14 protein-coding genes and 1 pseudogene are annotated in these 10,675 nt (G+C 54.2%); 9 read left to right on the top strand and 6 right to left on the bottom strand.

What is annotated here, in order from left to right:
• Positions 1 to 213, bottom strand: a 213-nt coding sequence (locus VGP75_RS15695; protein WP_327544557.1) for a transposase, incomplete at its 3' end; no start/stop codon positions are given.
• A gap of 83 nt (positions 214 to 296) precedes the next feature.
• Positions 297 to 923, bottom strand: coding sequence for a response regulator (locus VGP75_RS15690; protein WP_327544556.1), 627 nt, complete (start codon positions 921 to 923; stop codon positions 297 to 299).
• 632 nt (positions 924 to 1,555) lie between these two features.
• Between VGP75_RS15690 and VGP75_RS15685 the strand changes: the two genes are divergently transcribed.
• The 3 genes from VGP75_RS15685 to VGP75_RS15675 all read left to right on the top strand — a co-directional run bounded on the left by VGP75_RS15685 (position 1,556) and on the right by VGP75_RS15675 (position 5,261).
• The gene (locus tag VGP75_RS15685; protein WP_327544555.1) at positions 1,556 to 1,996 is read left to right on the top strand and encodes a hypothetical protein; all 441 of its coding nucleotides are present in this window, start codon (positions 1,556 to 1,558) and stop codon (positions 1,994 to 1,996) included.
• 522 nt (positions 1,997 to 2,518) lie between these two features.
• Positions 2,519 to 3,718 (top strand): hypothetical protein, encoded by a 1,200-nt coding sequence (locus VGP75_RS15680; RefSeq protein WP_327544554.1) that lies wholly within the window; start codon positions 2,519 to 2,521, stop codon positions 3,716 to 3,718.
• 409 nt (positions 3,719 to 4,127) lie between these two features.
• On the top strand, positions 4,128 to 5,261 hold the full coding sequence (locus VGP75_RS15675; RefSeq protein WP_327544553.1) for a glycosyltransferase family 4 protein: 1,134 nt from the start codon (positions 4,128 to 4,130) through the stop codon (positions 5,259 to 5,261).
• 17 nt (positions 5,262 to 5,278) lie between these two features.
• Here VGP75_RS15675 and nusG read toward each other — a convergent pair whose 3' ends face one another.
• Complete coding sequence (nusG, locus tag VGP75_RS15670; RefSeq protein WP_327544552.1) at positions 5,279 to 5,824, bottom strand: transcription termination/antitermination protein NusG; 546 nt, start codon at positions 5,822 to 5,824, stop codon at positions 5,279 to 5,281.
• 670 nt (positions 5,825 to 6,494) lie between these two features.
• Here nusG and VGP75_RS15665 point away from each other — a divergent pair.
• Positions 6,495 to 6,983: an MFS transporter gene (locus VGP75_RS15665; RefSeq protein ID WP_327544551.1), complete on the top strand. Its 489-nt coding sequence runs from the start codon at positions 6,495 to 6,497 to the stop codon at positions 6,981 to 6,983.
• A 79-nt stretch (positions 6,984 to 7,062) separates the two neighbouring features.
• Here the strand turns inward: VGP75_RS15665 and VGP75_RS15660 are convergent, their stop codons facing one another.
• The 3 genes from VGP75_RS15660 to VGP75_RS15650 all read right to left on the bottom strand — a co-directional run bounded on the left by VGP75_RS15660 (position 7,063) and on the right by VGP75_RS15650 (position 8,092).
• Positions 7,063 to 7,290, bottom strand: a complete 228-nt coding sequence (locus VGP75_RS15660) for a hypothetical protein (RefSeq protein ID WP_327544550.1) — start codon at positions 7,288 to 7,290, stop codon at positions 7,063 to 7,065.
• Positions 7,291 to 7,458: 168 nt separating this feature from the next.
• On the bottom strand, positions 7,459 to 7,716 hold the full coding sequence (locus VGP75_RS15655) for a helix-turn-helix domain-containing protein (RefSeq protein WP_327544549.1): 258 nt from the start codon (positions 7,714 to 7,716) through the stop codon (positions 7,459 to 7,461).
• A 124-nt stretch (positions 7,717 to 7,840) separates the two neighbouring features.
• Positions 7,841 to 8,092, bottom strand: coding sequence for a hypothetical protein (locus VGP75_RS15650; protein ID WP_327544548.1), 252 nt, complete (start codon positions 8,090 to 8,092; stop codon positions 7,841 to 7,843).
• Positions 8,093 to 8,302: 210 nt separating this feature from the next.
• Between VGP75_RS15650 and VGP75_RS15645 the strand changes: the two genes are divergently transcribed.
• The 5 genes and pseudogenes from VGP75_RS15645 to VGP75_RS15625 form a co-directional block, all read left to right on the top strand.
• Entirely contained in the window at positions 8,303 to 8,671 is a 369-nt protein-coding gene (locus VGP75_RS15645) for a hypothetical protein (RefSeq protein WP_327544558.1), read from the top strand.
• Positions 8,672 to 8,714: 43 nt separating this feature from the next.
• Positions 8,715 to 9,335, top strand: a complete 621-nt coding sequence (locus VGP75_RS15640) for a lytic transglycosylase domain-containing protein (RefSeq protein ID WP_327544547.1) — start codon at positions 8,715 to 8,717, stop codon at positions 9,333 to 9,335.
• On the top strand, positions 9,332 to 9,625 hold the full coding sequence (locus tag VGP75_RS15635; RefSeq protein WP_327544546.1) for a TrbC/VirB2 family protein: 294 nt from the start codon (positions 9,332 to 9,334) through the stop codon (positions 9,623 to 9,625). Before VGP75_RS15640 ends, VGP75_RS15635 begins: the two co-directional genes overlap by 4 nt.
• A complete protein-coding gene (locus VGP75_RS15630) occupies positions 9,618 to 9,896 on the top strand; it encodes a VirB3 family type IV secretion system protein (protein WP_009808059.1) in 279 nt (92 codons plus the stop codon). The genes VGP75_RS15635 and VGP75_RS15630 overlap by 8 nt, the downstream gene beginning before the upstream one ends.
• Positions 9,886 to 10,675 (top strand): annotated as a pseudogene (locus VGP75_RS15625) (VirB4 family type IV secretion/conjugal transfer ATPase); the annotation flags it as partial. The gene VGP75_RS15630 and the pseudogene VGP75_RS15625, both read left to right, overlap by 11 nt.

Raw genomic sequence — 10,675 nt, 5'->3', positions numbered from 1 at the left:
CCGCAGCGCCATCCCGAACAGCACCTTCATCGTCAGGCACGTCTGGATGGCGGTATCGCTATAGGTCTGCTGGCGGCCACACTTGCCTGTCGGCGCGGCATCCCAGGTCATCTCGGGGTCGAACCAGATCGTCAGCGAGCCCCGGCGCTTGAGCGCTTCATTATAGGCTGGCCAGTTCCTGGTCTTGTAGGTCGGGGGCGCCGGTCTGCTCATGCAGACCAGCTACCACACTGGATTCACAAGATGAATCCCTCATGCGATTTGCGCAACAGAGCCAGTTTGATCAACAAACGGCATTACACAACCGCCACATCGGGATTTATCACGTTCCTGCATCGCCATTGCTTGTTGTTTGTCAGAGCAATATCAATGAGATCGTCCATTTCACCTACAGACGGATATCGCCTCAGAAACAAATCCGCCAAACAGATACGGGATGTGCCAAAATCGTTTGCACTATATTCCCCCGAAATCAGGATTATCGGGATCTCAGCAAACTTATCCCGTATCTCCATTACAAGATCCAGCGTTTGCAAACCCCCTTCAATTCCGTCAACGTCTATGACGATCAGTGATGGTGGATAATCTGTTGTCGCCAAGAACCGCACCAAATCTTTGCATCGGCGACTTACATTCACATACAGACCAGAGGCTCTGAACCAGCCGATCATCTCTCCCATAGAAGCGGGATCAGCGGTGCAGAAGACGGGTGGGTTTTCAATATTGAAGACTGACGAGAACATCCTTGCGTACGGTGGCAATTGCTTTACCGCGGACTCGTTATCAAGTCGGTTGACCAAATGCTCGTCAATGTCGACAAATTTCGAACCTGCGGAAAATCCTGCCGTCGATGATTGGCCAGACTCTCCACGACCGAGCGCATCAAAGGGAATTGGAGCTGCCCAACTTGCCTGACTTTTCATGTCGTCCTACTACAAAAGGAATTTTGTTTGAACTAGCACTGGAGCGGCAACATGGCGACCACCGGGGCTCCTATCTTAAGTACCGTCGGCGTATCATAAGTTCTCAGTGCCACTTCAGATTTTCTATAGACCCGGACCCTTGAGTTTAGAACGGAGCATCCTGTGGAAGACTGCGCGCAACTTCTCAGAGAGTTGCTGAATCGCACCATATGAATGCTCTTCAAGAAAGGTTAAGCATTCTTCCAAGATCTGTCGGCACAAATCAGTGCGGTTACCAATTGTGCCGTTTGTGGGATGAACCAAAGCAACGCGCCGGAGATCAGACACGAAATGCTGAGATTGCAATTCTGCACAAAGCTGGAGGAAACTTGGCGCTCAGGTCAACTCCATATTTGGGCACAAATCTTCGCCACCTGACACAAGACTCCCTTTGGTGGCTTCATGTGCCACCTTGAGGGCATGAGACGCTCCAGTATCCGCATTCATCTTGGCCCCGCCGACCGTACTGAGGTTGAAGCTCTGATCACCAACCGCAACACCCTGCGCAAGTTTGTCTAGCGTGCCACAGCCGACGGGCTTCGCACCTTCGAGATCATGCGGCGTACGAACATGTCGCTGCCTACGCTTGTCTTATGCTGATCGTGACTTTTGTGCGAAGAAGAGCCGCTGCACACCACGCCATTTATGGCGTGCAGTGGCGGTTGCGGATTTCAGAATTACCGGACAGCTATTTCGCTAAATCCCGGACAGCCATTTCAGTAAATACCAGAAAGCTCTGGGCAGACGTGCGCACGGTTGGTCATTGCCTGCGCCTTCACGGCATTCTGTCGGTCTTGAACAAGGCCGGGAGGGACCATGACGCACGATTACAAACAGCACGGAACGATCACGTTTTCGCGGCTCTGGATGTGAAATCGGGCATGGTCAATCTGGGTTCTCACCCGGCTTTCGCCGCACGGCACATGAATGGCCGATTTCGGAAAACAGCGCAGACTTTGCAAATCCCGCCCCCTGCGCATCACCGCCGCACGGACCTTCATCTAGAAAACACAGGCGCACCGGAAACAGCCTGAAAAACTTGCGTCAGATGCAGAACACAAGCTGATAAACAAAGCTCATGTCCTCCAATGACATGCCAATTGCTCCTTTAGATACTCGACTGAATGAGTGACTGAAGTTTTGAACAGTGATACCCGCCACGAGAGAAGAAATCACAGAGATCGAAGCGGTAAATGGTTCAGTCGGCTCCCCCATCTCGTTGTAGGGCAGACAGACGCTTTGCATTGGTCTCTTTGGGGTTGGTCGTATCAATTCTGGTAAGCGTCAATCCACTAGACGCCGAGCAGCTCCAAACAGTGATACTCAAACAACTGAATCTGGATCAGAGCCCGATCGGGCTCGCCTCGGCAAACATTGAACCAGAGCCGTCAAGCGTACGGACAATCACACCCTTTACAGCGGACGATCCCGCAGCTCTACGCTTACGCAGCTTTGCAGCGAATGGAGACGTGTCAGGGTTGGACGGGGTTCTGTATGATAACCGTGACAGAGACCACTCTACGATACCACGCGCGCGGTTTCCGCAGCTGACTTTCATGGAATATGACGATCAACTGCGACGCTCCGGACTAGACTACGGGCTCGCAAAAGTATTGTTTCCCGCATTCGTAACTATCGGAAATTCATCAACGGCTTATCGATCAGGCCCATCTAGCCGCAGCTTACCACGCGCAGCCATGACAGGGTTCCAACCCTTGGAGACGGCCGTTGCACCTTTCTATAGCAATGCCTTGTACGTTTACCCTGAACATGAAGACCACGACCAGAACGACCTTTTTCCTGCCAACTGGCCCTATACTGTCATCAGCCAAGGGTCATCAGGCAGTGATAAACCTTTCCTTGATGCATTATTGCTCACCCTAGCAGCGTTTCCAGCCGAAACGCGCCAAAGACTGCAGGATGAGCGCCTAATTGCCCCGGCACTGCAAATGATTTTGCGTTATGGTATGGAGAATGTTCTCAGCCCCGAGCACTACAGGTCCGGCCGCGCGCACCCAACCGCGTTCAATGCCAACCAGATCAATCAAGTCGCGATGATACTACAAGCGAATGCCTTGCAAGCCGATGCCATCCCTCCCATGCCGCAAATAGAAGTGGTGGAAGAAACCTTTTTGGACCATGCTGGTTTGCTTGGCCGGAGTGAGAAGCTCTTCGATACACCTGCAGCAATCGCGCGTGTGTGGCGTGATCACGCAGGGCGGAAGCGAATGGTTCTCTCGGCCGCTTCTACGCATGATCCGAATGGTCGTAGCTTGCGTTTCGATTGGGTGCTCTTGAGAGGTGACCCGAGTTCCGTGAAGATTAGGACTATGGATCAAGCAGGCGCTGTCGTGGAAGTCCTCATGGACTGGCATGATCCTGGCGCCACAAACGCACCCGATGGCAAAGCGAGCGCGCGCATCGATATTGGTTTGATTGTGAACAATGGTGTAAACGATAGCGCCCCAGCGTTTTTTTCAGTGCTATTACCGCACTTCCAACAACGCGCTTATGATGTTGACGCAGCCGGTGTGCCTCGATTGTTGGAGATAGATTACCGGAACGCAAATCGAGCGCTCAGCTATGACCCCCTACTCCATTGGTCGGCACCCTGGCGCGACACGTTCTTATATGACGACCAAGGAAATCTGACAGCGTGGAAGCGGTTTATAACCAGCAATGAGATTCACGTGGACCCGGCAGGAGAACTCATACCACAACCCGGCACCATCCTCGAGTTCAGAGAACGCGAATAGCCAAGTCTGGCTAGACCCTGCAACCCAAAGCGTCCACAAGGGACCGACCGCGTTGCGCATAGATCCGCGGACCCTTCGCCCTCATAATTCTGAGACACGCAGACGGATATGACAACAGCCAATCCTGGCGAAGCGGTCTTAGCCCAGTATCCGATACACCAGCGTCTTTCTGTTTCGTAACGCCCCAATTGGCACAGCTTGCAAGACAAAGATACGAGGTCAACCACCGGAAGGGCACGACTTCCTGCCGTGACCGACTGCTGCTCGGAGCGCACACAATCTGCAAAAGACCATGCAGGTAATTTTTTATCGATTTGATATTTTATGAATCTCAGGTAGAAGCATTTTCAGGATAGCGAACATCAAGAGCATAATATCTTGTATGTTTTACGTAGATTCCGGAGGGAGAATGCCTGGGCCAGTGAATCAATTATCAACTTGGGATTTTTTTCCAATTTTTGTAGCTTTCTCAATCTCCTTAGCGTTGAGCATCTTGATCGTGACGACCTCGCATTGGCACCTAGGGAGAACTGCACGCGGCCATAACGGTGGAGAAGTCCAGGGTATTCACACGAAACCCACACCAAGAGTTGGGGGCCTGACCATTTTTGGCGGACTGCTAGGTTCAGCCCTGATTACTTTGGAACCGGGCGGTCATGTGTTGCGACTATTGGTGATTGCGAGCCTGCCCGTGTTCATTGTCGGCTTTCTTGAAGATCTCAGTTTTGGCATGTCACCCTTACGTCGCTTATTCGCCGCGATCGCAAGTGTGGCGATTGCCATAATACTCACAGGTGCATACGTTCACGAAACAGGAATTACCTTCCTGGATGCAAGCTTAGATTATCGATTGGTTGCAGTTGCGATTACGCTGTTGGCGGTTGCGGGGATGAGCCATGGCTTCAACTTGATTGATGGCTTGAATGGTCTCGCAGGGGGCGTAACGATTACAATGGCGGCCGGTCTTGCACTCATTGCTCTCAAGGTTGGCTACAACGAGGTCGCCATGATTGCTATTATCATCATCGCAGCCACCGTCGGTTTCTTGGTTTTGAATTTTCCCGGTGGCCACCTTTTTCTCGGAGACGCTGGGGCTTATACAATAGGTTTCTTGTTGTCATTCTTGGCGATTATGTTGGTCTCCGCCAATCCCCAGGTGTCGATATTTTCTCTTATTCTATGCGGCTTTTGGCCATTCATAGACACCATGGCCGCCATCGCGCGACGAGTCACTACCGGCCGGTCAGTTGGGGAACCAGATCGGTTGCACTTCCATCATCTGACAATGCGCTTGGTGAAAGCCGTTTCGGGCAAGAAACGATCAAAGGTCTTCATGAACTCTTTCTCCAGCTTTATCTTGTTGCCAGTATACAGCCTTCCCGTTGTCCTCGCGGTAATCAGCTACGACAACCTGGAACTAAGTGCTGTTTACTTATGCATAATGACACTGCTCTACTTCGTGAACAGGCTGCTGATTTTTCACGGGATTCGCTTTGTGAAAAGCGCGCGCCGACATAGTGAACAAGAGCTTGCATCACACTGAGCCTTCAAGGCGATCCATCATGAGATCACTTCTACGTCGTCCTTGCCAACATAAGTCTTTACGGCCTGACCAAGCAGATCCAACAAAATCAATACACGGCTATCATCTTGGATCTGTTCCACTCTCGTTATGTAGTCCGCAAATGGCCCGTTAACGATCCTTATCTGATCGCCCGCCTTCATTTCTTCGATCTTCTTTAAAAACCCATCCGCGTCGCAACGATCGCGCAGTCCAGCAATGAATTTCGCGGGAACTGGCCTCGGATAAGATGCACCGAACCGCACAAGCTTCGAAACACCATACGTACTGTTCACCGCACGGAATGCCAGCGGATCGTCTCCAATTTGACAAAACAGATAACCAGTAAATAGAGGCAAAACCGCTTTACGAAAGACATTTCTGTACCGGCGATTTGTTTCGTAGCGCGGGCAAAAAACACCAAACCCCTGCCTCGCGAGATTGCGCTCAGCAATCTTAAGGCAGTTGGGTTTCATCTGCACAAGATACCAGTTTGATTGATGTTCTGACTGCAGTTCCTCTTCGTTTTTAGGCATTGACAACATAGTTTATCCTTTGACGAACCTTGTCTGTGTTAGCTCTAGCTGGCCTGACGTTAGTCCAACATAGTCAGTCGGAGCTCTCTACGTTTCGCGATTCATTAACAGTTTGTTCGCTTTCCATTTTCACAACTCGTTGTCTACACTCGGTCAAGGAAAGTTACAGAGACCTCTGATCCTGGTAATTTTGAACGGTGGCCCAAGCCTAGCACGGAACCCTAGAAACTAAAACGGTCCCAGACCAGATTCCGATGGAACATAACGCAACATGACAGAAAGGACGTGGGCCACGTAACGGCTTCCGCGAAAGCACGAAAAGCAGTTGATGCCGCACCTCTCTGTGGCAGAGAAGAGTAGTCTTAAAGACCTTTTTGCCGCATCACCACTTAGCACGATTGGCATTTTTCTGCTCGACAGCATCTATGCGAGTCAATCTGGTATGGTGCGGTTTTCGGCATCCAAATAGGTCTTAGCGCCAATCAAATCGCGCTGTTCGTGGCGATGCTCTTTGGCGGTGCGATGCTGATGCAGGTGCCGATCAGTTGGTTGCCTGACCGGATAGATCGACGCAAGGTCATTTGCAGTACTGCGTTTCTTGGCGCAGCGCCCTGCGGACTAGGCTGGATTGCGCACCCCCCCCCCTGCGTGGCTGGTTTGCAATCCGCTGGTTCCCATCATGGGAGCGGCCTTCTTTGCCGGAGGCATGACGATGCCGCTCTATGCGCTTCTGCTGTCGTATACTAACGACAACGTGCCAGCCGAAGACATGCCCGCGATTTCGGGCGGACTCGTCTTTACTTTCGGGCTCAGGGCCATCCTCGGACCACTTGCCGTGGGCTTTGCCATGGATGCTATCGGCCCATTTGCATTCTGGCTCGTCCTCGGTGGCATGTTTGTGGCGATCACAGTCTACGCGTTGTACCGCATGTCTCAAACCGAGGCGATTCCAGCATCAGAGACAGAAGCGTATGTGAACATTGTGCCTACGGCATCCGTTGTGGCGGTGGAGGACGCAAACAACTGGGCTGTTGAAATGCAGAGGCTGAGGATACCCAGCCGTAAGCAGCAGATCACGGATGCAAGCTGGCAATCGATAAACCTTACCGTTGTGAGACAATTCCGCCACATGGCGTTTACAACACTTCAACCGGACATTCGCGCATGAAGCAGCGTCAGTCAAAAGACGCTCAAGAACTTCGCCGCAGACGATCGCAATGTCTGCTTCGACATCGCTGTAGCCAATCCTACCCGCTGCCGCGGCTCTGAATTCTCATCAATCTCTCGAAGTCAATTTCTCGTTTTTCCGTGTCATTTAGATCCGGCAGGCACCTCGCAACTCGCTGCGGCCCGTTGATGCCCCACATCACCGCCAGCGGCCCCGTGTTCCACCGATACACCCATCCGACAACACTCCACTGATCCATCCCGATCAATTTAGCGATCGCGGTGCCTTCATCCTTATCTTCATTCACTGTCCAATCACTTCCTGCAAATTGGCGTTGCAGATAGCAGCTTCGATCTTAACGTGTTTGCTACAACCGCGTGCCAGGCCTTATTAATTTCGGTCACTTTAGGTCTTTGCGGTAACCACCCTCACACTGGATAAATTCAGCTCCCGTAATCGCAATAAATTGGTTAGTTCAAATCCTGTGGTCGGGCTCCGTGGCGGCTTCGACGATCGCCAAAATCTCGAAAGGGTCAAATCCAACGGCACGGGACAAGGCGATGAGCTCAACGACGTCAATCCGGCGCTCCCCACTTTCGACACGGGCCACGAACGACTGGTGATGTCTGAGTTTGACCGCCAATTCCTTCTGGCTGAGGCCAGACTTAATCCGGGCGTCGACCAACGCTTGGTACAAAGCCTCTTGTCCTTTGCTTCTGATTGTTTTCGCCACGCGTCACATACCTTTTGTGACGTCGCTAGCGGATGAAATCCGTTATCTAAAAAGTAGATATTTGAGAGTGATATCGGCGTCTGGTTTCCATGGGCTGCAAGTCTGATGCTCTCGAGGTTGCCCATCAATCCCCTACCAATTGCAGAAATCGGCCATAGTCCTCGCTGACTTCCCGCGCTTCTTCGAAAGCGCGGGCGCGTTCGCTGTCGAGGCAACGGAAGTAGCTTTGGATATCCTGGATGTAATCTTCGAAATCGGCACGGATGATGTCCGCATAGTCCCGCGCCGCCTGCGAATCGCTTGGCAGGAAAGGACGGGCCGGGGCGATGCAGGAATCCGCCAAAACCGGTCCCGGAACACAGATCAGAAGGGCCATAGCTTGCAATGGGAGCAGGCATGTCAACCTTGGGTGTCTCAATCCTGTTATCTCCTTGATCGCGGACACTGGCCGTGACTAGTGTTTGCGTAACCAAACTACAGCGAAAGCACGATATTACATCTTGCGGTTAATAGTATACTATCGTAACTCTGGGGTTCAAGTAGGAATCCCCGGGGTTGCGCCATTGGAGAAAGCGTGAGCCGGGCCATGAACTGGGACATCGAAGCACCAAATGTGGTTACGGAAGCCAGGTTCCGCGAACTCGTGGAAAGCGGCTATAGCGCAGAAATCCTGTGTCAGGAGTCGGCACATAAGAAAGGCCCCAGCTATTACGGGGTCTGGATCATGCGCGTTGTCTCTGATGACGGGGTGGAAAAGCTCCTCGTCACCGCCCGCACGCGGACTACCTACAACGATATCAAGATCCGCGAGTTCAAGACGATCTCCGGCGTGGTGTCGTTCTTCATTGGCCTTGGCTTTGCGCATGTCGACCTGCCGCTTGATGCGGGTACAAGCCGTACACACAAACTCGCCCCGCCAGACAAAGCGCCATCAGACAAGGGCGCTGGCAACTAACCTCGTCTGTCTCTGGCTGGTCGCAGCACCTGCCTCAGCGCAAATGGTCCTGGTCATGGAGAGCGACGGCTCTCTGACCCCGTCCCGGTCTCAGAGCAGTTTTGCTCGGAACTACAATGACGGCATCGGTCAGGGATCGGCAGCCGACGAACTTGCGATTTTCGGCAGCGATGAAACTGTGCCAGAGCGAGAAGCGATGCGCTTTGCAGCCCGTGTCGGTCCGGCACCCCTGCCCCGTGCCGATGTCCTAAACGCCATAGAGACCACGGCCCTGCGTTATGCCAGCCACCCCGGCCTAAGGCGCGCGGAGCTTTCCGTCACGGACTGGCTGAGCCTCTACCGCGCCAATATCGAGGTTGAGAGCGCCTATCGGCAGGATGCGATCTCACATGCGGGCGCCATTGGCCTTGGTCAGCTGATGCCCGATACCGCGCGCGACCTCGGCGTTGACCCGCGTGACCCCCAACAGAACCTCGACGGCTCTGCCCGCTACCTCGCGATGATGCTGGAGCGCTTCGGCGATCCGCATCTGGCGCTGGCGGCCTACAACGCCGGTCCCGACGCCGTGCGCCAACACGGTGGCATTCCCCCTTACCGAGAAACCCAGAACCACGTGGCTCGCGTCATGGCCGTCGTGGCCCGATTGGAAGGATCAAATTCATGAAACAGATTTCAAACCTCTTTGTCTCCTCGCTGGCGCTATTCCTGCTGATTGCCGAACCCGCCCTCGCCCAGAGCATTGATCTCTCCCCGATCCAGAGCCTGTTACAGGGCATCGTCGATGCGCTGACCGGCCCACTTGGCGTTGTCATCGCGACGCTTGCCGTTCTCGGGGTCTTTCTCAGCTGGTTCTTCAACATCATCGATCTGCGCCAGGCGCTTTGGGTGCTTGTCGGCATCGCCGGTGTTGCGGCAGCCCCCACGATTGTTGCTGCGGTCTTTGCCGGTGGCTGAACGCTCGCCCCTCTTTCTTGGGCTCGTGCGCCCGCCGAAGCTTCTGGGCCTGCCCATCATGTACGCGATGGTCTGGCTCTTCGGCTCGGTGCTTCTCTTCGTCTGGGTCCAGCACATCGCGGTGCTGGCTGTCGCGGCCCTGCTCTACCCGGTGCTTTGGAAGGCCGCCGATTGGGACCCGCGTTTCATCGACGTGATGATGACGGCCCTGCAGGAGACACCGCCCACGCGCAACAGGTCCATCCATGGCGGGGACAGCTATGCCCCGTGATGACGCCCGTGATGCTGCGCTCGATGCCCGCACAATGACGCCAGACTGGTATGCGCGCGAGACCCGCCTCGCGCATATGCTGCCCTATGTGAGCCTTGTTGACGACCAGACCGTGCGGACCCGGGTGAACGATCTCTTCCGCTGCATCCGGCTCGAGGGGATCAACAGCTACACGACGGACGATGCCTATCTCGACAAGGTGACGGCGCTCTTTGCCCGCATCGTCGCGCAGATCGGGCCGGAGTTCAGCTACTACGTCCACAAGGTCTCCAAGGCCATCAAACCTGATCTCGACCCGATCCGTGAGGACAGCTTCGCAGGTGCGGTTGACCGGCGCTGGCGCGCGAAACTCGAGACCAGCGGGCTCCGCGACAAGACCCTGACGCTCACCGTCATTCACCGCCCGCCCCCGAAAAGCCTCCTCCCGTTCCTCAGCCGCAGCGCGCCGGACCGACTGAAGGAGGAGACCCGCAAACGCCTGCAGCGCCTGGGCGAGGCTGTGAACGTCTTTCTGTCTGGCCTCGCCGAGCTCAAACCGCGCTTGCTGTCGGCCGCATCGGGGGAGTTGGTGGGGTTTCTGGGGGCTCTCAACACGGGCACCGAGCTGCCGCTTTATCCGGCAAACACCTACGGCTTTTTGTCCTTCAACGTCGCCAATACCCGCGTGACGTTTCACGGCGACCATTTCGAGCTTTCCGAGGGCGTCGTGGGCCACCGCTACGGCAAGAGCTTCACCATCGGAGAATACTCGGAAGGCACCTCCTGCACCATGTTCGACA

The sequence above is a fragment of the Yoonia sp. genome, from assembly GCF_036007805.1.
In the GTDB taxonomy this organism is placed as follows: Bacteria; Pseudomonadota; Alphaproteobacteria; order Rhodobacterales; family Rhodobacteraceae; genus Yoonia.
Note: the sequence above shows the minus strand (reverse complement) of the source record. Positions and strands in the feature narration are given on the sequence as shown.

Coding starts and splice junctions, on each gene's coding strand:
- VGP75_RS15690 (WP_327544556.1), bottom strand. CDS start 923: ATGAAAAGTCAGGCAAGTTGGGCAGCTCCAATTCCCTTTGATGCGCTC.
- VGP75_RS15685 (WP_327544555.1), top strand. CDS start 1,556: ATGCTGATCGTGACTTTTGTGCGAAGAAGAGCCGCTGCACACCACGCC.
- VGP75_RS15680 (WP_327544554.1), top strand. CDS start 2,519: ATGGAATATGACGATCAACTGCGACGCTCCGGACTAGACTACGGGCTC.
- VGP75_RS15675 (WP_327544553.1), top strand. CDS start 4,128: ATGCCTGGGCCAGTGAATCAATTATCAACTTGGGATTTTTTTCCAATT.
- nusG (WP_327544552.1), bottom strand. CDS start 5,824: ATGTTGTCAATGCCTAAAAACGAAGAGGAACTGCAGTCAGAACATCAA.
- VGP75_RS15665 (WP_327544551.1), top strand. CDS start 6,495: ATGGGAGCGGCCTTCTTTGCCGGAGGCATGACGATGCCGCTCTATGCG.
- VGP75_RS15650 (WP_327544548.1), bottom strand. CDS start 8,092: ATGGCCCTTCTGATCTGTGTTCCGGGACCGGTTTTGGCGGATTCCTGC.
- VGP75_RS15645 (WP_327544558.1), top strand. CDS start 8,303: ATGAACTGGGACATCGAAGCACCAAATGTGGTTACGGAAGCCAGGTTC.
- VGP75_RS15640 (WP_327544547.1), top strand. CDS start 8,715: ATGGTCCTGGTCATGGAGAGCGACGGCTCTCTGACCCCGTCCCGGTCT.
- VGP75_RS15635 (WP_327544546.1), top strand. CDS start 9,332: ATGAAACAGATTTCAAACCTCTTTGTCTCCTCGCTGGCGCTATTCCTG.